General features: G+C 68.2%; 10 protein-coding genes. 7 read left to right on the top strand and 3 right to left on the bottom strand.

What is annotated here, in order from left to right:
• Nucleotides 1-102 precede the first annotated feature (102 nt).
• The 5 genes from EDC34_RS03705 to EDC34_RS03685 all read left to right on the top strand — a co-directional run bounded on the left by EDC34_RS03705 (nt 103) and on the right by EDC34_RS03685 (nt 11,921).
• A complete protein-coding gene (locus EDC34_RS03705) occupies nt 103-7,953 on the top strand; it encodes a hypothetical protein (protein WP_114959487.1) in 7,851 nt (2,616 codons plus the stop codon).
• A 65-nt stretch (nt 7,954-8,018) separates the two neighbouring features.
• Complete coding sequence (locus EDC34_RS03700; protein WP_240311049.1) at nt 8,019-9,248, top strand: TIGR03032 family protein; 1,230 nt, start codon at nt 8,019-8,021, stop codon at nt 9,246-9,248.
• A complete protein-coding gene (locus EDC34_RS03695; protein ID WP_114959488.1) occupies nt 9,245-9,688 on the top strand; it encodes an EF-hand domain-containing protein in 444 nt (147 codons plus the stop codon). The genes EDC34_RS03700 and EDC34_RS03695 overlap by 4 nt, the downstream gene beginning before the upstream one ends.
• On the top strand, nt 9,685-10,296 hold the full coding sequence (locus EDC34_RS03690) for a hypothetical protein (RefSeq protein WP_114959489.1): 612 nt from the start codon (nt 9,685-9,687) through the stop codon (nt 10,294-10,296). The genes EDC34_RS03695 and EDC34_RS03690 overlap by 4 nt, the downstream gene beginning before the upstream one ends.
• The gene (locus tag EDC34_RS03685; RefSeq protein WP_114959490.1) at nt 10,293-11,921 is read left to right on the top strand and encodes a M4 family metallopeptidase; all 1,629 of its coding nucleotides are present in this window, start codon (nt 10,293-10,295) and stop codon (nt 11,919-11,921) included. Before EDC34_RS03690 ends, EDC34_RS03685 begins: the two co-directional genes overlap by 4 nt.
• A gap of 116 nt (nt 11,922-12,037) precedes the next feature.
• Here EDC34_RS03685 and EDC34_RS03680 read toward each other — a convergent pair whose 3' ends face one another.
• The gene (locus tag EDC34_RS03680) at nt 12,038-15,697 is read right to left on the bottom strand and encodes an indolepyruvate ferredoxin oxidoreductase family protein (RefSeq protein ID WP_425477446.1); all 3,660 of its coding nucleotides are present in this window, start codon (nt 15,695-15,697) and stop codon (nt 12,038-12,040) included.
• Between the two features lie 236 nt (nt 15,698-15,933).
• On the opposite strand from EDC34_RS03680, the gene EDC34_RS03675 reads away from it, so the two are divergent.
• Nucleotides 15,934-16,800 (top strand): energy transducer TonB, encoded by an 867-nt coding sequence (locus tag EDC34_RS03675; protein ID WP_114959492.1) that lies wholly within the window; start codon nt 15,934-15,936, stop codon nt 16,798-16,800.
• A 24-nt stretch (nt 16,801-16,824) separates the two neighbouring features.
• Here the strand turns inward: EDC34_RS03675 and nagA are convergent, their stop codons facing one another.
• Nucleotides 16,825-17,964 (bottom strand): N-acetylglucosamine-6-phosphate deacetylase, encoded by a 1,140-nt coding sequence (nagA, locus tag EDC34_RS03670; protein ID WP_425477439.1) that lies wholly within the window; start codon nt 17,962-17,964, stop codon nt 16,825-16,827.
• A 109-nt stretch (nt 17,965-18,073) separates the two neighbouring features.
• Here nagA and EDC34_RS03665 point away from each other — a divergent pair, with 109 nt between their 5' ends.
• On the top strand, nt 18,074-19,270 hold the full coding sequence (locus EDC34_RS03665) for an EAL domain-containing response regulator (RefSeq protein ID WP_114959493.1): 1,197 nt from the start codon (nt 18,074-18,076) through the stop codon (nt 19,268-19,270).
• A gap of 16 nt (nt 19,271-19,286) precedes the next feature.
• Here the strand turns inward: EDC34_RS03665 and EDC34_RS03660 are convergent, their stop codons facing one another.
• Nucleotides 19,287-20,249: an IS110 family transposase gene (locus tag EDC34_RS03660; RefSeq protein ID WP_114959494.1), complete on the bottom strand. Its 963-nt coding sequence runs from the start codon at nt 20,247-20,249 to the stop codon at nt 19,287-19,289.
• Nucleotides 20,250-20,277 lie beyond the last annotated feature (28 nt).

Genomic DNA, 20,277 nt, shown 5'->3' with positions numbered 1-20,277 from the left:
GGATCCGCATCGGACAGGCGCCAGCATCGCGAGGGCATGCTGCAGCGGCTGGAAGGCCGCCGGGGCAACGCGGGACACACTTCAATGGATGGGGGATTCAACATGAGCGAGATCCGCAACGTCGGCACGTCGGGCAAGGCGCGCAACCGCCGCACCATCAAGGTCGCCCCCGTGACCCGCGCCGTGCGCTCGGCACTGGCAGTGTCCGCGCTGACCCTGGCGATCGGCTTCGGTGGCGGCGCAGCGGCAGCGACCCCGCAATCGGCAGCGGCCATGCATGCGCTGCGGGTCGAGCGCCAGGCCATCGATTTCGCCCCCGTCTTCGACCTCACCGCGGTGCAGGGCCTGGTGCCTGCGGGCGGCGCGCCGGCTCCCACCCTGATCGGCGGGCACTATTCCGGCGACGTCAACATCGTCAACAACACGCCGATCATCGAGACCGGCGCCGGTGACGTGACGGCCATCTACGGCTACAGCGACACCGGCAACGTCAGCATCATCAACGGCGCGCTCGGTGCCATCAGCGCGCATTCCGACTTCGGCAATGCGATCGGCATTTACGGCTACGCGCTCTCCGGCGATGTCGCCATCACCAACGCGGCCAGCATCGTGGCCGACGCGCCCAATGGGCTGGCGGATGCCATCTTCGCTTCCGGCAGCGACGTCACCGTGATCAATACCGGCAGCCTCACCGCGACCGGCTACTACTGGGCAGCGGGCATCGAGGCGCAGGCTGGCAACGATGTGAGCGTCACCAATACCGGCAGCATCACGGCGACCGCAACCTATGGCCTGGCGTACGGCATTTATGCCACGGGCGATGCCAGCGCCAGCGTGGTCAACGCGGGCAACATCACCGCGCGTGGGTATTACGCGACCGGCATCCATGCCGAATCCGGCGGCGATGTCACCATCGCCAACTATGCCGGCGGCAGCATCGATGCCGGCACCATCACCGGCAGTGCGCTGGCGTGGGGCATCTACGCTTCCTCCAACGGCACCGATGCGGTGGTGCAGGTGGACAACAGCGCCTACATCCACGCGGCGGCGGTGTACGGCGCCACCGGCATTTCCGCGGTGGCCTCGGGCGTCGGCGGCAGCGCGGTGGTCAACAACGATGGCGACATCGTGGTCCAGCAGAACCGCACCATCACCAGCTACGGCGGCTACGGCATCCTGGCCGCTGGCGATGCCTATGCAGGGATCAACAATTCCGGCGATATCACGGTCACCTCGCGCGGGCCTGCGTTCGGCCTGGCGGCGCTGTCCACCACCGGCGAGGCCTCGGTCAGCAATTCCGGCAGCGTGGTCGTCTCCAGCAACATCAACAGCACCTCGGTGTCCCCGACCGGCATCCTGGCCGCCGGCGGCTACGGCAGCGCCACGGTGGACAATTCCGGGTTCGTGAAGGCCACCGGCGTGCGCGTGGCCAGCGGCGTGGACATCAGCGGCTACGGCGACCTGAGCGTCAACAACAGCGGCTACATCGGCGCGATCACCACCGCGGGCGGTGCCAACTCCGGGCGCGCCAACGGCATCAAGGCGATCTCCGGCGGCGGCGACATCACCGTCGACAACAGCGGCACCATCTATGCCCGCGGCCGCACCCTGGCGCTGGGCGTGTACGCGCTGGCCAACGGTGGCGACATCACGGTCAACAACGATGCCTATGGCGCCATCGAGTTCTTCTCCGCCGCCGGCCGCGGCTGGGGCGTGTGGACGTACGCGGCGGATGGCAATATCAGCATCGACAACCAGGGCTACATCGCCGGCCTGGCGCTGAACCAGGCCTACGGCGTGCTGGCGCAGGCGCCGCAGGGCGACATCGACGTCAGCAACGGCGGCATGATCAACGTGGTGTCGGTCAACAGCACCGCGCGCGGCGTGCTGGCGGTGGCCAGCAACGGCACCGCGAGCATCGGCAATACGGGCGATATCTACGCCACCAGCAACAACGGGCAGGCCTTTGGCGCGTTCGCCAGCGGCAGCTATGCCGAGGTGTCCAACAACGGCAACATCGTCGCCCGCGGCAACACCGCGGCGTTCGGCGAGGTCGCGCAGTCCGTGTACGGCACCACGGTCCACAACGTCGGCGGTGGTATCGCGGCCTATGCCAATGGTACGGCGGTCGGCGTCAGCGCCAGTGCCTCGGCGGGAACGGTCCTGGTGGACGGCGCCAGCGACGTCACCGCGATCAGCCAGCAGGGCACCGCAACGGCCATCACCGCGTCCGGCTACTACGGCACGACCGTCGATGTCAGCGGTGAAATCACCGCCGTGGGCCGCACCGGTGCCACCGGCATCCGCGCGCTGAGCAGCGTAGGGGATGTGTCGGTCAGCAACGGCGGCCCGGTGTTCGCTTACGCCGTGAATGGCAATGCGATCGGCCTGTACGGTTATTCGCTGTACGGCAATACCAGCATCGCCAACAGCGGCGATGTCACCGCGATCTCGGTCAATGGCCTGGCCGATGCCATCTTCGCCTCCGGTGCCGATGTGAGCATCGTCAATTCCGGCGCGCTCTATGCCAATGGCAATACCTGGGCGGCCGGTATCGAGGCGCAGGGCACGGGCATGACCAGCGTGCAGAACGATGGCGACATCACCGCCTATGCGCGCGCGGCCGGCGCGCATGCGTTCGGCATCTACACCACCGGCGATGCCGGGGTGGGCATCGACAATACCGGCAATATCCAGGCCCAGGGCTATTACGCGACCGGCATCTATGCCAGCTCCGCCGGCGGCAGCATCACGCTGGGCAATAGCGGCAACATCACCGCCGGCTACGTGTATGCCGGTGGCTACTACAGCGCGCTTGCGACCGGCATCGATGCGATGAGCGGCGGGGTCGGCGCGGCGGTCGACATCACCAACAGCGGCGATATTTCCGCGTTCGGCTACTACGGCGCCACCGGCATCTCGGTGGTGTCCAGCGGCCTCGGCGGCACCGCCAGCGTGGACAACAGCGGCAACCTGACGGTTGCCCAGGGCAGCAAGTACGGCTATGGCGCCAACGGCATCTTCGTGTCGGCGGATGGCGATGCGCTGATCACCAACTCCGGCTCGATCACGGTGAACTCGGCCGGTGCGGCTGCGGGCGCGGTTGCGCTGTCCTTCGCCGGTGATGCCAGCGTCGTGAACTCGGGCGACATCACGGTCGATTCGACGGCGTTCTTCCTCTACAACGCCTACGGAGTGGTCGCGTTCTCCGGCAACGGCGGCGCGATGGCCAGCAACAGCGGCAGCATCGACGTCACCACCAAGTACATCGGCGTCGGCATGGACGTGGGCGGCCTGACCGGTGCCACCGCCGACAACAGCGGCGACATCATGGTCGATGCCTGGCGCGCCTATGGCATTCGCGCCCAGTCGGGCAATGGCGACGTGGTCGTGGACAACAGTGGCACAATCTATGCCACCTACACCGGCGGGTATTCGGGCACCGCGTTCGGCATCCTCGGCGTCAGCACCAACGGCAATGTCGCGATCGACAATAGTGGCGAGATCGTGACCTACGTCAGCGGGCAGTCGGTGGGCGTGTTCGGCGTGTCCAGCTATGGCGACGTCAGCGTCGACAACAGCGGCAGCATCACCGCCTACAGCGGCAGCAGCGCCGCGGTCGGCGTGTTCGCGCGCGCCGACAACGGCATGGCCAGCGTCGACAACAGCGGTAGCGTCCTGGCCTACTCGAACAGCGGCGTGGCTTATGGCGTGATCGCGCGCGGCATGGACGCGGCGGTGAACAACAGCGGCACGGTGTCGGCGGATGGCTATTCCGCTGCGATCGGCGTGGCGGCCAGCGCAATGGACTCGGCCACCATCACCAGCAGCGACGGCAGCGTGGATGCCTTCGCCCTGGGTCAGGCGATCGGCGAGCTCGCCAGTGCCTTCTACGGCGACGCCACGATCACCAACGCCAGCAGCGTCAGCGCGATCGGGATCTATGGCGGCGCCAGCGGCATTGATGCCGAGAGCGTGCTGGGCAATGCCGCGGTCAGCAATACCGGCAGCGTCACCGCGCTGTCGCTGGTGGGCCCGGCCACCGGCGTCAAGGCCTACACGATCGTGGGCGATGCCAGCATCGACAACGGCGGCGATGTCACTGCGGCAACCTTCTACTCGATGTACAGCCCTGCGAATGCGATCGGCCTGTACGCCTACAGCGTCTACGGCATGGCCAGCGTGCACAACACCGGCGCCATTACCGCTTATTCCGGAAGCGGCATCGCCGACGCCATCTTCGCCTCCGGCTACGTGGTGGACGTGGACAATTCCGGTGCGCTGACCGCGGGCGGCTACGCCTGGGGCGCGGGCATCGAGGCGCAGGGCACCGCGTACGCGCGCGTCACCAACAGCGGCGACATCACCGCCTACACGATGCCGTTCCAGCAGGCGGTGGATTACTACGGCAACTCCCTGGGCTACGCCAACGGCGGCCAGGCCTTCGGCATTTATGCCACCGGCGGCAGCTACGGCGTGCGCGTGACCAACAGCGGCGCGATCTCGGTGGAAGGCGGCTACACCGACGGCATCTTCGTGCAGTCGGCCGGCAACGCGGTGGTGGTCAACAGTGGCGACATCGTCTCCGGCAGCGGGCTGACCAGCTACTACGACAGCTACAGCGGCAACACGTACTACTACGGCACCCAGCTGGCCAACGGCATCAACGTCAGCAGCAATGGCGATGGCGCGGTGGTGCTGGTGGACAACAGCGGCGACATCACCGCCAGCGGCATCTTCGGCGCCAATGGCATCAGCGCGGTGGCCAGCGGCCTGGGCGGCGTGGTGGAGGTCTACAACGACGGCAACCTGACCGTCAGCCAGGCCAACAAGTACGGGTACGGCGCGTATGGCGTGTTTGCCTCGGCCGACGGTGATGCGTTCATCGACAACACCGGCACCGTCACGGTGAGCTCAGACGGCTTGGCGACCGGCCTGGCGGCGCTGTCGTTCGCCGGCGACGCCACCGTCATCAACCATGGCGATCTCGAAGTCACCAATACCGCCGCGCTTTATTACGGCGCCACCGGCATCACGGCCTTCTCCGCCAACGGTAACGCGGCCGTCGGCAACTACGGCACGGTGAATGTCACCAGCAAGTACCAGGCGACCGCGGTGGATGCGCGCGCCTTCGGCGATGTCACCGTGGTCAACGGCGGTTCGCTGTACGCCAATGGCGACAAGTACGCGTTCGGCGTGTATGCCTCCGCGGGTACCGGCGATGCGATGGTCAGCAACCGGGCGGGCGCGGACATCGGGTTCTACTCCTACTTCGGCCGTGGTTTCGGCATCCTGGCCGTGTCCAGCCAGGGCGACGTGATGGTCAACAATGCCGGCAGCATCGAAGGCTATGCCTACGGCCAGTCCGCCGGCGTGTTCGCGGTCGCACTGCAGGGCGACGCCAGCGTCAGCAACAGCGGCAGCATCGATGTCAGCAGCGGCGGCAATGTCGCGGTGGGCGTGTTCGCCCGCGCCGATTACGGCACCGCCACTGCGGTCAACAGCGGCAGCATCCACGCCACCGACTTCCCGGGCGGCTACTACACCGGCTATTCCGCCTACGGCATGTTCGTGCGCGGCGACATCGCGCAGGCGGGGAACAGCGGCAGCATCACGGTGGACGGCTACTACGCCGCGACGGGCATCGAGGCGATCTCGGTGCACGGCACCGTGGTCAGCAATACCGGAGGCAGCATTGTCGCGACGGCGACCGGGATGGCCACGGGCATCAATGCCAGCTCGGTGTACGGTAATGTCCAGGTCGGCAATGCCAGCACGATCACCGCCAGCGGCATTTATCTCGGCGCGACCGGCATCGAGGCAATGTCCTACGGCGGTAACGCCAGCGTGACCAACACGGCGGGTATCACCGCGACTTCCGACTATGCCAATGCGATCGGCATCTATGCCGGCGCCTACGGCAATGTCACCGTCAGCAACAGCAGCAACATCACGGCGACAACAGGCGGCAGCTACACCCAGGCACAAGGCGTGCTGGCTTACAGCGCATACGGCACGGTGACCGTCAACAATTCCGCCACCGGCCATATCGAGGCCGCCGGGGGTAGCGCAGCGATCGGTGTGCATGCCGCCAGCTACGACGGCACCGTGGTGATCAACAACGCCGGCATCGTCCATGCCAGCGGCGGCGTTTACAACGCCGGCGTGCTGATGGAGAACGTGTACGGCACCAGCACCCTGAACAACATGGCGGGCGGCGTGATCAGCGCCAGTGGCGCCGATGGTTACGCGTTCGCGGTGTACGGCAGCAATGCGGTCGAGACCATCAACAACAGCGGCCGCATCCTCGGCAACGTGGCCCTGCTGGGCGGCAACGACGTGTTCAACAACAAGGCCGGGGGCGTGTGGGATGTCGGGGCCACCACCTACAGCGACTTCGGGGACGGCAACGACACCCTGAACAACGCGGCGGGCGGCCAGGTCCTGCTCAACGGCGGCCACATCGCCTTCGGCGCCGGCGACGACACGGTGAACAATGCCGGCCTGATCAAGATGACCAACAGCAGCATCAGCATGGGCCCGATGGTCCCGCTGTTCGCGCCGCTGGCGGCCGAGACCAACGTGTTCAACAACACCGGCACCCTGCAGGTGATCGGCAGCAACAGCATCGACACCTACGGCGGCACCTTCAACAACACCGGGGTGGTGAACTTCCAGAACGGCGTCACCACCGACAGCCTGACCCTGGACGGCACCCTGGCCGGTGCCGGGGCGATGAACATCGATGTCAACCTGAACACCAACACCGCCGATCAGCTGGTGGTGAACGGGGATGTGGCCGCCAACGCCAAGCAGACCGTGAACGTGCAGTTCACCGGGCTGCCGACGTCGATGACCACCGATATCGCCTTCGCCAACGTCAGTGGCACCTCGGCGGCGGGTAATTTCGTGGCAGGCCAATTCATCGGTTACAACGCGAACGCGAACTTCCTGACCCTGGGCCTGGCGGTCAACAGCGCCATCAACACCGCCAACACCGCCGATGACGTGTTCTCGATCAGCATGTCCGTCAACGGGCTGAGCGACAGCGGCTCCCTGGGCGCGTCCACCGCGTCCGGCATGGCCGGTTTCATGAACGCGCAGATGGGCACCTTCCGCCAGCGCCTGGGCGTGAATCCGTACGGCGATGCCGGCAAGGTGATGAGCGCCTTCGTCCGCGTGTATGCCGACCAGGGCGATGTGTCCCAGAAGCACGCCAGCAACTTCGGCAACGGCGGCTACTTCGACTTCGATACCGCCAGCTGGGGCCGCGAGGTCGGCGTCAACGCCAACCTGTTCGGCAACTTCCATGCCGGCCTGGTGCTGGGCAGCATGGACGGCCGCCAGCGCCTGACCGGTGGCGGCAGCGGTGAAAGCCGGATGCATGCGATGACGGTCGGTGGCTATCTGACCTGGTATGTGCCGAACGGCTGGTACGTGGACTTCAGCGCGCGCCAGATGGCGCCCGACATCCACCTGTCCACCTCGGCCGGCACCATGTCCAGCCGTGCCCATGTCAATGCCATGAGCCTGGAAGCCGGGTACGAATGGAACGTCGGCGGCTTCAACCTGGTGCCGCAGGCGCAGTACACCCGCACCAAGGTCGAGGACGCCACCTATACCGGCGGCCTGGACACCCTAGTGGTGCATGGCGGTACGTTCGAGCGCGGCCGCCTGGGCCTGGAGCTGAACAAGACCTATGTGTCGGGCGACGTGCGCTGGATGCCGTACGCCACCATCAGCGCCGTGCATGACTTCAGCGGCACCAGCACCTACACGGTGGCCAATGTGTTCAGTGGCAGCACCACCCTGAAGGGCAGCAGCGCGATGGCCGAGCTGGGCGTGGGCATGCAGAAGGGTGGCTTCGGCTTCACCTTGAGCGCCAGCTGGAACGACGGTGGCCCGTACAAGAGCGTGGTCGGCGCCCAGGCCAACCTGCGCTACTCCTGGTAATCGCCGCGGTACCGGGCCTGGCATGACGCCGGGCCCGGGCCGGGCATCTGCAGTCTGGAAAACACGTGTCCAACGAAAACAACCCGCAGAACGACCCCCAGATCCAGTCCAACCAGGACAAGCCCGAGCTCGAGACCGGGCTGGATGCCATCGCGAACGAGGCCCCGGCACCGGCGCCTGCCGCGCAGGCGGCGGCGCCCGCGCAACCGCAGCAACCGCAAGCCCCGCGCGATCTCACCAAGCTGCGGGTCGAGAAGAGCTGCTCGCGCGGGCTTGCCGGCTGGCTCGGCCAGAACCGGCTGTCGCTGGCGATCACCTCCTACCAGACCGGCCGCATCTACCTCGTCGGCAGCGACCAGCAGGGCCGGGTGTCGTTCTTCGAGCGCATCTTCGAGCGCGCGATGGGCGTAGTCGGCAACGCCCAGCGCATCTACCTCGGCGGCCTCTACCAGCTGTGGCGGTTCGAGAACATCTTGCGCCCGAACGAGGTCATCCACGGCCAGTTCGACAAGTGCTACGTGCCGCGCAACGCGCAGACCATCGGCGACCTCGACATCCACGAGCTGGGCATCCGCAAGGATGGTCGGGTGGTGTTCGTCAACACCAAGTACTCCTGCCTGGCCGAGCTCAGCCCGACCCACAGCTTCAAGGCGATCTGGAAGCCGAAGTTCATCAGCAAGCTGGCCCCGGAAGACCGCTGCCACCTCAACGGCCTGGCGATGGTGGACGGCGAGCCCAAGTACGTCACCGCGGTGTGCAAGAGCGACAGCGTGGATGGCTGGCGCGAGCGTCGCCGCGACGGCGGCGTGGTGATCGACGTGCAGACCGACGAGATCGTCTGCGAAGGCCTGTCGATGCCGCACTCGCCGCGCTGGCACAACGGCAAGCTGTGGCTGCTCAACGCCGGCACCGGCCAGCTGGGCTGGGTCGATTTCGAGAAGAAGGCGTTCGTGCCGCATGCCTTCGTGCCGGGCTTCGCGCGCGGGCTGTCGATCATCGGCAACGTCGCCGCGGTGGGCCTGTCGAAGCCGCGCAACCAGCGCTTCGAGGGCCTGCAGCTGGACGAAGAGCTGAAGAAGCGCGACGCCGAACCGTGGTGCGGGGTGCAGATCGTGTCGCTGGCCAATGGCGACGTCACCAACTGGATCCGGTTCGATGGCGACATCACCGAGATCTTCGACATCAGCTTCCTGCCCAACGTGAAGCACCCGATGATGATCGGCCTGCGCACCAACGAGATCCGCGACCTCATCACCTTCGAATCCGAAATCCCCGTGGAGGCGGCCGTCGCATGAGCCGAGTGCGTTCCCTCGCCCTGCTGCTGGCCGGCCTGCTGCCGGCGGCGCTGCTGCAGGCGCAGACCAAGCCGGTCGCTCCCGCGCCAGCCACCGCCACGCCCGATCCGGTGGCCGCGACCTTCAAGGCCTGGGACAAGAACGGCGATGGCCAGCTGTCGCTGGTCGAGTTCCGCGCCGGCTGGGAGCAGATGCAGGCCGCGCTGCGGGTGGAGCAGGCGCTGCGGCGGCAGTTCGCGGCGATCGACGCCAACCACGACGGCGCCATCGACGCCAGCGAATACGGCAACCTGGTGCTGATCAAGCAGGCCGGCAAGGCCGCGCCGCAGCTGGCCCGCTTCGACGCCAACGGCGACGGCAAGCTCGAGTTCGCCGAATACGTGAAGCTGGTGCAGACGCTGGCGCCGCAACAGGACGCGGGCAAGGGCGGCAAGAAGTGAAGGTCGAGTTCATCCCGGTCTGGAAGCAGGTGACGCCGGAGCTGGCGGACGAGCTGGTCGCGTTCTGGCGCGAGCACAAGGCGATCGCGGACGAGACCATCGCGCGTGAGCGTGCGCAGCAAGCGGTCTGTATCGCCCGCGATGACAAGGGCGTGCTGCGCGGGGTCGGCACTGCGCTGGTGAAGGTCATTCCGCGCCTGCGCCAGCCCACCTACTACTACCGCCAGTTCTTCGCCCCGCAGCTGCGCGGGCGCGGCCACATCCTGAAGTTTTTCCAGCGCTGCAAGCAGGTGCTGCACGACTACAACGCCGGCCTGAAGCAGCCGGAAAGCCTGGGCATCCTGCTGGAAATCGAGAACCCCAAGATCGCCGCGGCGTATAAACGTGCGGTCGAGCCCGGTTTCGATGCGGTATTCATCGGATATTCACCTCGCGGCCTGCAGCTGCGCGTGTCGTACTTCGACGACGCCGTGTTGCAGGCGCCGGCGCGCATCAGCGCACCGGCAGCGGTCGCAAACGGCGGGCGCATCGCCCGTCGCAAAAGCGGTACACCCCTTCCCGCCGCGGGCTCCGCGTCGGGTTCGATCACCACGGAGAACGCGTCATGAAAGTCCAAGCAAGCCTGCTGTGCCTCGCCATCGCCTCCGCCCTCGCCGTGACCGCGGCCCCGGCCGATGCGGCGGCGCTCCAGAAATCCGCGGTGATCACCCGCGCCAACGCCCTGGTGGGCAACCACGCCACGCTGGCGCGCAAGGCCAGCGGTGATGCCTTCGTCGTGCGCGACGTGATCGTCGATGCCGACGGCACCGAGCACGTCCGCTACGACCGCACCTTCAACGGCCTGCCGGTGATCGGCGGCGACATGGTCGTGCACGCGCGCAACGGCCAGCTGACCGGCATCAGCCAGACCCTGTCCACCGCCGCGCGTCCGGCGCTGGTTGGCAAGTTCAACCGCGACCAGGCGATCGTCGAGGCCGGCGCCCATTTCGGCACCCGCTTCCTCGGCGCGCCGACCGCGCGCACGGTCGTCTATGCCGCCGGCGTCGCGCCGGTGCTGGCGCATGAGGTGGTGTTCAACGGCATCAAGGCCGACCAGACCCCGACCGAGATGCACTACATCGTGGACGCCAACAGCGGCCGCATCCTCAACCAATGGGACGGCATCCAGACCGCCAAGCCGGGCCCGGGCGGCAGCAGCACCTGCACCACGCCGGCCGTGGGCACCGGCAAGACCCTGACCCTGGCCGACGTCGTGATCAACACCGCGCAGTGCAGCGGTAGCAGCTACCAGATGGTGGACACCACCCGCGGTGGCGGCGCCACCCACAACATGGCGATGAAGACCTCGGGCATGGGCACGGTGTTCACCAGCACCACCAACATCTGGGGCAACAACCTGCTGTCGGACTCGCAGACCGTGGCCGCGGACGCCCACTACGGCGTGGCCACCACCTGGGACTATTACAAGAACACCTTCGGCCGCATGGGGATTGCGAATGACGGCAAGGGCGCCATCAGCCGCGTCCACTATGGCCGCAACTACGCCAATGCGTTCTGGAGCGATTCCTGCTTCTGCATGACCTTCGGCGACGGCGACAACGGCGCGAGCATCCTGCCGCTGGTGGCGCTGGACGTGGCCGGCCATGAAATGAGCCACGGCGTGATGAGCCGCACCGCCAACCTGACCTACAGCGGCGAGTCCGGCGGCCTGAACGAGTCGAACTCCGACATCTTCGGCACCATGGTCGAGTTCTACGCCAACAACCCCGAGGACACGCCGGACTACGTGATCGGCGAGGAGCTGTTCCCGAACAATGCCAACCTGAGCAAGGCGATCCGCTGGATGTTCAAGCCGAGCCTGGATGGGCGCTCTGCGGACTGCTACTACAGCGGCATCGGCAGCATCGACGTGCACTACAGCTCCGGCCCGGCCAACCACTTCTTCTACCTCCTGGCGGAAGGCGCGGTGGTGCCGGCGGGTTTCGGTGCCGGCACCTGGGCGAACCTGACCCCGGCCTCGCTGGTCTGCAACGGCAACACCTCGCTGGCCGGCATCGGCCGCGCCAAGGCGGCGGCGATCTGGTACAAGGCGATCACCACCTACATGACCAGCAGCACCAACTACGCCGGTGCCCGCACCGCCACGTTGAATGCGGCTGCCGCCCTGTACGGCAATGGTTCGACCGAGTACAACGCGGTGGCCGCGGCGTGGAGCGCGGTCAACGTGAACTGACGGCCCCACGGCCTGCACACGGAAACGGCCCGCTTGCGCGGGCCGTTTTCTTTGCGGCGCACTCTGCGTCGGATGCATCGCTACCGCCCGTGACGGCACGCGGGTGGTGTGCAGCGTCAGGCGGCCTGCACGATCCGCAGCGGGTTGTCCCACTCCTTCAGCAGCTCGGCCTGGCGGGCCATCGCCTTGTGCAGGTGCGCTTCCTTGACGTGGCCGTAGCCGCGAATGTGTTCGGGAATGCTGGCGATCTGCGCCGCCAGTCCAATGTTGCCGGCATCGAGCTTCTCCAGCAGGCCCGCCACGGTGCGCTGGTAGGCGTCGATCAGCGCGCGCTCGCCGCGGCGCTCGGCGGTGTAGCCGAACACGTCCAGCGGCGTGCCGCGCAGGAAACGCAGCTTGGCCAGCACGCGGAACGCGGTGAACACCCACGGGCCGTATTCCCGCTTCTGCAGTTGGCCCTGCGCGTTCTTCCTGGCCAGCAGCGGCGGGGCGAGGTGGAAGTGCAGGGTGTAATCGCCCTCGAACTGCTGCTCGAGTCGGCGCTTGAACTCGTCGCTGGTATACAGGCGCGCCACTTCGTATTCGTCCTTGTAGGCCATCAGCTTGAAGAAGTAGCGCGCCACGGCTTCGGTCAAGTCGGTGCTGCCGGGCACCCGGCGGTCTTCCGCGGTGCGGACCTGCGCGACGAAGTCCGCGTAACGGCGGGCGTAGCGGGCGCTTTGGTAGTCAGTGAGGAAGGCCGTTCGCCGCGCGATCAGTTCGTCCAGCGAGCGCGACAGGCGCGCGTCGTCCAGCGGAGCGAAGATGGGGGCGCCGGCGTGCGAAGCTGGCACATGCCGCAATTCATCGCCATCGCGGAGGTCGGCGGCGAACGGGGTCAGGCCGGATTCGCCGGCGTCATTGGCGGTAGCGGCCAGCAGGGGCAGCGCGTGTGGGGTGGCCTCGGCGGCAGTCGGCGGATTGCGCACGATGCCGGCGGCTTCGACCACCGCCGGCAGGTCGATCGCCGCCAGCCGGCCCCAGGCGAATGCGGTCTTGTTCATGTCCACCGCCGCGCCGTTGAGCTCGATCGCGCGCATCAGCGCGTCCAGCGAGACCGGCACCAGCCCTTGCTGCCAGGCATGGCCCAGCATGAACAGGTTGGCCGCGATGGCATCGCCCATCAGCGCGGTGGCGAGCTGGGTGGCGTCCACCAGCACCGGCTCCTGCCCGCCGAGCGCGGTGCGCACGGCCTGCACGATGTCCGCGGCCGGGAACTGCATGTCCGGGCGGGTGGTGAAGGTGCCCGGCATCGCCTCGTAGGTGTTCATCACCACGGTGCTGCGCTCGGGGCGGATCTTGGACAGCACCCAGTAGTCGTTCACCACCACCATGTCGCAGCCCAGCACCAGGTCGGCCTCGCCGGCGGCGATGCGCACGGCGTGGATGTCGTCCGGGCGCCGCGCGATGCGGATGTGGGTGGTCACCGCGCCGCCCTTCTGGGCCAGGCCGGTCTGGTCGAGCACGGTCGCGCCCTTGCCCTCGAGGTGGCCGGCCATGCCCAGCAGCGCGCCGATGGTCACCACGCCGGTGCCGCCGACGCCGGTGATCAGGATGTTCCACGGGCGCGACAGGTCGCTGCGCACCGTGGGTGCGGGCAGGTGGGCGAGCCGCTCCGCGGCGTTGGCCTTCTTGCCCTTGCGCGGCTTGCCGCCGTGCACGGTGACGAAACTGGGGCAGAAGCCCTCGACGCAGCTGTAGTCCTTGTTGCAGTTGCTCTGGTCGATCTCGCGCTTGCGCCCGAACTCGGTGTCCTTCGGCAGCACGCTGACGCAGAAGCTCTTGGCGCCGCAGTCGCCGCAGCCTTCGCAGACCAGCGAGTTCACCACCACGCGCTTGGCCGGATCCGGCAGCTTGCCGCGCTTGCGGCGGCGGCGCTTCTCGGTGGCGCAGGTCTGGTCGTAGATGAGGATCGAGGTGCCCTTCACCTCGCGCAGCCTCTTCTGCACCGCGTCCAGATCGCGGCGGTCGTGGAAGGTGGTGCCGGCCGGGAAGATCGACGGGTCGGTCCACTTGTCGATGTCGTCGGACACCACCGCGATGGTCTGCACGCCCTCGGCGCGCATCTGGTGCGCGATCTGCGGCACGGTCAGCACGCCGTCCACCGGCTGGCCGCCGGTCATCGCCACCGCGTCGTTGTAGAGGATCTTGTAGGTGATGTTGACGCCGGCGGCGATCGCCTGGCGGATCGCCAGCGAGCCGCTGTGGAAGTAGGTGCCGTCGCCGAGGTTCTGGAACATGTGCGGGGTGTCGGTGAACGGCGCCTGCCCGGCCCACGTCACGCCTTCGCCGCCCATGTGGGTGAAGGTGTCGGTGCGGCGGTCCATCCAGGTGACCATGTAGTGGCAGCCGATGCCCGCCATCGCGCGGCTGCCTTCCGGCACCTGGGTGGAGGTGTTGTGCGGGCAGCCGGAGCAATAGTGCGGCACGCGCGGGAAGTTGGCGCGCGGCAGGGCCAGTTCGCCTTCCTTCTGCGCCATCCACTGCAGCACCTGCTGGATGCGCTCGGCCTGGCCGCCCTCGACCAGCCCCAGCCGCAGCATGCGCCGGCCGATCACCCCGGCGATCGTGGCCGGGGTCAGCTCGCCGGTGGACGGCAGGATCCACTCGCCGGCCTCGTCGTACTTGCCGACGATGCTCGGGCGGCGCCCCCAGTCCTGCGGCCAGTTGTAGAACTGCTCCTTCATCTGGCGCTCGATGAAGGCCTTCTTCTCCTCGACCACCACGATGTCGTCGAGCCCGCGCGCGAAGCGCGCGATGCCCTGCGGCTCCAGCGGCCAGGTCATGCCGACCTTGTACACGCGGATGCCGACGTCACGGCAGGTGGCTTCGTCCAGGCCCAGGTACTCCAGCGCCTGCAGCACGTCCAGATAGCTCTTGCCGGTAGTGACGATGCCCAGCCGCGCGTGTGGCGCGTCCAGTACCAGGCGGTCGATGCGGTTGGCGCGCGCGAACGCCTGCGCCGCCTTCACCGCATAGCGGTGCAGGCGCATCTCCTGCTCCATCGGCGGGTCCGGCCAGCGGATGTTGAGCCCGCCCGGCGGCATCGCGAAGTCGTCGTCGCCCGGCAGCACGATCTGAAGCGCGAACGGGTCCACCTGCACCGAGGCCGAGGATTCCACCGTCTCGGCGATCGTCTTGAAGCCCACCCAGCGCCCGGTGTAGCGGCTCATCGCCCAGCCCAGCACGCCCATGTCGAGGATGTCCTGCACCCCGGCCGGGTTGAGCACCGGCATCATCGCGCTGACGAACTCGTCCTCGCTGCCGTGCGGCAGGGTGGAGCTGCGGCAGGCGTGGTCGTCGGCGGCCAGCGCCAGCACGCCGCCGTGCTTCGAGGTGCCGGCTGCGTTGGCGTGCTTGAACACGTCGCCGCAGCGGTCCACGCCCGGGCCCTTGCCGTACCACATGCCGAACACGCCGGCGTGCCTGGCGCCCGGGAACAAGTTGGCCTGCTGCGTGCCCCAGACCATGGTGGCGCCGAGGTCCTCGTTCAGGCCCGGGGTGAACTTCACCCCGGCCGCCTCCAGGTGCTTCTTCGCGCGCCACAGCTCCAGGTCGAACCCGCCCAGCGGGCTGCCGCGGTAGCCGGACACGAAGCCGGCGGTGTCCAGCCCCGCGTGCGCATCGCGCAGGCGCTGCATCAGCGGCAGCCGCACCAGCGCCTGCACGCCGGAGAGGTAGATGCGGCCCTGGGTGCGCCGGTATTTGTCTTCCAGCGTGTAGTCGGTGTCCAGCACGTCGTGCGTCAGCAGCGACTTGGCGGATTCGGGCGAGGACAGTTCGGCGGTGCTGGTCATGATGGGCCTTCCGGAAACGGCGAAAACGCCGCGCAGGGCGGCGTTCGAGCAAACACCTCGTATTTTAGCAGCCGCCGGCAGCAGGCCCGGGGCGGCACCCGCCCAGAGGATCGGCTAGGATCGCGCCTGCGCGCCGATGCGCTTGAAGACATCATGCTTGAAGGGAGAGCAAGCCGATGCGTTACATCCTGGGGATGCTGTTGGGGATTGCGCTGGCGTCGCTGCCGGTGGGCAGCGAGGCCGGCAACGTACGCGCCATGCGCAAGCAGGTGGAATCGACCCTGCTGGTCAGCGGCCGGATCGTGATCGCGCCGGACGGCACGGTGAAGGATTACAAACTGGATGACACCCGCGCGCTGGGTGCACCGCTGGAGCAGTTCCTCGACGCCACCATCCGCCACTGGCGGTTCCAGCCGGTGGTGCTCGATGGCGTAGCGGTGACCGCCGAGGCGCCGATGCGGATTCGCCTGGTCGCCCATCCGCAGGACGACGGCGGCATGCAGGTGCGCATCGCTGCGACCTGGTTCGGAGAGGAAGACGATGGGCGGCCTGCAACCGATTTCCCGCGCCAAGACCGCATAAACCCGCCGATCTATCCGCGCGAGGCGCAGATGCTTGGAGCCCAGGGCATCGTCTATCTCATCGCGAGCATCGGCCGTGACGGCAAGGTGCAGCAAGTGGACGTGGAGCGGGTCAACCTGCGCACGCTGGGGACCGAGCAGCAGATGGCCGCATTGCGCCGGCAGTTCGCGGATGCTTCGCTGCGTGCCGCGCGCACATGGACCTTCCTGCCGCCGACCACCGGCAAGGAGGCGGGGCTGGACCACTGGCTGGTGCGCGTGCCGGTGACCTTCTTGATGCATGGCCAGCGCCTGTCCCAGCCTGGGGAATGGGAGAGCTACATCCCCGACCCCACCGTGCGCGACCTGCCGTGGGCGCGTGAGCGGCTGCGGCTCGCCGGCTCGCCCGAGGCCTTGCCGGACAGCGGGGTATTCCCGCTGACACCGTCGCGGTTCCAGCTGCTGAACGCGCCGGGCAGCTGAGGCCCTGCGCCGCCGTGCCGATGCTCATGCATCGGCGCGGCCGGCGATCCAGGTGGCGCGCACCTGCGCGTCTTGATCCAGCCACACCAGATCGGCGCGGTAGCCCGGCGCGATGCGGCCGTGCGTTGCGCCGAGGCCGAGGAACTCCGCCGGGTACTGCGCCGCCATCCGGCAGGCTTCATCCAGCCCCAGACCGAGCAGGCGCACCGCGTTGCGTACGGCGCTGGCCATGTCCAGCGCGGAGCCGGCCAGCGCGCCCGCGGCGTTGCGCACCACGCCGTCGCAGGCGGTGACGGTTTCGCCGTACAGGGCGAAGGTCGGCGCATCGGCGCCCACCACCGGCATCGCATCGGTCACCAGCAGCACTTTGCCGCGCGGTTTGGCCGCCAAGGCGATGCGCAGGCTGGCCGGGTGCACATGCGCTCCGTCCACGATGATCCCGCACCAGCACTCCGCGTTGTCCAGCGCCGCGCCCACCAGCCCCGGCTCGCGCGCCTGCAGCGGCGACATCGCGTTGAACAGATGGGTGACGCCGCGGATGCCGGCGGCGAAACCGGCCTGCGCCTGCGCATAGCTGGCATCGCTATGGCCGGCGCACAGGATCGCGCCGCGGGCGGCCAGCGCGCGCAGACTGGCCTCCGGCACCCGCTCGGGCGCCACCGTCAACAGGGTGAGGCCATTGTCCAGCGCGGTGGCCAGCGCGACCGCGTCGGCGTCTGGCACCCGGAACTTGCCCGCATCGTGGGTGCCCTTGCGCGCCGGCGCCAGGTATGGGCCCTCCAGATGAATGCCGAGTACGCCGGGCACGCCGCCGGCGATGGCGGCGCGCACCGCGGCGATGGCGCGACGCATCACCTCCGCGTCATCGCTGATCAGCGTAGGCAGGACGCCGGTGGTGCCAAAGCGCCGGTGCGCGCGCGCGATGGCGGCGATGCCGTCCACGCTGGGCGTGTTGTTGAACAGCACCCCGCCGCCGCCGTTCACCTGTACATCGATGAAGCCGGGTGCCAGATAGCCGCCCTTGAGATCGATGCGCTGCCCGCCACCGGGCGGCGCGCCGTGCAGCACCGCCACGATGTGGCCGTCCTCCACCACCACGCACGCCTCCGGCTCGAACCCGCGCTCGGTGAGGACATGGCCATTGTGGAAGACCAGCATCTGCATGCGCGGCGAAGCGAAGGCGGCGGCCACGGGCCGGGGCCTGCAAGCCTACCCGCAGGCCGCCGGGCTGGGGTAGTCTTGCGATTCGCCGCATGCGTCCGGGGGGAATGGCATGGCTGGATCGGAACTCCAGGTAATGGTGATCGAGGACCACGGCTTCCAGCGCAGGATCGCGCTGCGGCTGCTGGCCGAGCTGGGGATCGAGCGCACCCTCGAGGGTGCCGACGGGCTGAATGCGCTGGACGTGCTGCGGCGCCAGCCCAGCCCGCCGGACGTGGTGCTGGTGGACCTGGACATGCCGGGCATGGACGGCATCGAATGCATCGGCCAGATCGCGCAGGAGCGGCTGGCGCGTGCGGTGGTGGTGGTCAGCGCGCTGGATCCGGCCCTGCTCAACACGGTGCAGACCATGGCCCGCGCCTACGGGCTGCGGGTGCTGGGCAGCGTGGAGAAGCCGCTGACCCGGAACAAACTGCAGGAGGTGCTCGCGCGCTTCGGCGACCATGCCGGCGAGGCGCTGGACGAGGCCGCCAGCGAGTTCGGCGTGCCGGCGCTGCTGGCGGCGCTGGAGCAGGGCGAGATCGTGCCGTGGTTCCAGCCGCAGGCCGAGCTGGGCAACGGCAAGATCGTCGGGGTGGAGGCGCTGGCGCGCTGGGAGCGTAGCGATGGCAGCGTGGTGCGCCCGCTGCAGTTCGTGCCGCTGCTGGAGCGCGAGGGCCGGGCGCAGGCGCTGACCGAACGCATGCTCGATGAAGGCTGCCGCTGGCTGCGGCAATGGAACCGCGATGGCATGCGGCTGGCGCTTTCGGTCAACGTCTCGCCGCTGGCGCTGGCCGATGCCCAGGCCGCCGACCGCTACCAGGCGATCGTCGAAAACCATGGCCTCCGCCCCGACGACGTGGTGCTGGAGCTCACCGAAAGCTCGGTGATGGCGGATGCCGCCTGCGGGTTGAGCGTGCTGGCGCGCCTGCGTTTGAAAGGCTTCGGGCTGTCGATCGACGATTTCGGCACCGGCTATTCCTCGCTGGCGCAGCTGGCGCAGGTGCCCTTCAGCGAGCTCAAGATCGACAAGGAATTCGTGTGCGGCGCACACCTGCATTCGCGCAAGCGCGCGATGGTGGAGGCCAGCCTGGACCTGGCGCGCAAGCTGCGCCTGACCACGGTAGCGGAGGGCGTGGAGACTGCCGAGGACTGGCAGCTGCTGGCCGAACTGGGCTGCGAGGTGGCGCAGGGCTGGCTGATCGGGCGCCCGGTGCCGGGCAGCGAACTGCCCGCCGCGATCGCGCGCTGGCGGCGGCCGGTGCCCTGAGTAACCGTCTTCCGGGTCAAGCCCCGTGCAGCGAGTTTTTCCAAGGCGTGTTGGTTCTGACCATGGCGTTGAGCGCGGTCAGCAGCTTGCGCATGCAGGCCACCAGCGCGACCTTGGGCAACTTGCCGGCGGCAATCAGCCGCTCGTAGAAGGCCTTGATGACGGGGTTGCGCCGAGTGGCGGTCAGCGCGGCCATGTACAGCACGCGGCGCACGTCGAAGCGCCCGCCCTGGATGTGTCTTCTGCCCTTGCTCGCGCCCGAGTCGTTGGCCATCGGGGCAACCCCCACCAGTGCGGCGATCTCGCGCCGGTTGAGCTGGCCGAGTTCGGGCAGCTCGGCGATCAGCGTGGCGCTGGCCACCGGGCCGATGCCGCTGGCCGACTGCAGCAACCGGTCGAGTTCGCCGAAGTGCTCACGCACGTGGCCGACCATCTGGGCCTCGATGTCGTCGAGCTGCGCCTTGATGGCCGCGACGATGGCCTCGATGCTCGGATGCAGCCCCTTGGGCGTGATCTGCAGCCGCTGTCGCTCGCTCAGCAGCATGGCCAGCAGCTGACGCCGGCGCGTGACCAGCGCCGCCAGCCATTGCTGCTGCGGGTCTGCCAGCGGGCGCAGGAAGCGGGCGAGATCGTCGCGGCGCAGCAGCACCGCGGCGAACTCCGCCAGCATGCGCGCGTCCACCGTGTCGGTCTTGGCCAGACGCCCCATCGACTTGGCGAAGTCGCGTGCCTGACGAGGGTTGACCACCGCCACAGGCAGGCCGGCGGCCTGCAGCGCGCAGGCCAACTCCGTCTCGTAGCCGCCGGTGGCCTCCATCACCACCAGCGCCACGTCCAGCGGCTTCAAGGCCGCCGTCAACGCCGAGTGAGCCTCGGCCTGGTTGTCGAACCGCTGGGCATCGAACTTGGCGCCCAGCACCGCGACATCGACATGCGCCTTGGCCACGTCGATGCCCACCACCACTGAGGAAGCAGACATGGTCTTCGGATCCCTTGCTTGTGCATGC

Source organism: Thermomonas haemolytica (genome assembly GCF_004346265.1).
GTDB lineage: Bacteria > Pseudomonadota > Gammaproteobacteria > Xanthomonadales > Xanthomonadaceae > Thermomonas > Thermomonas haemolytica.
This window is presented reverse-complemented; position numbering and strand designations above follow the sequence as displayed.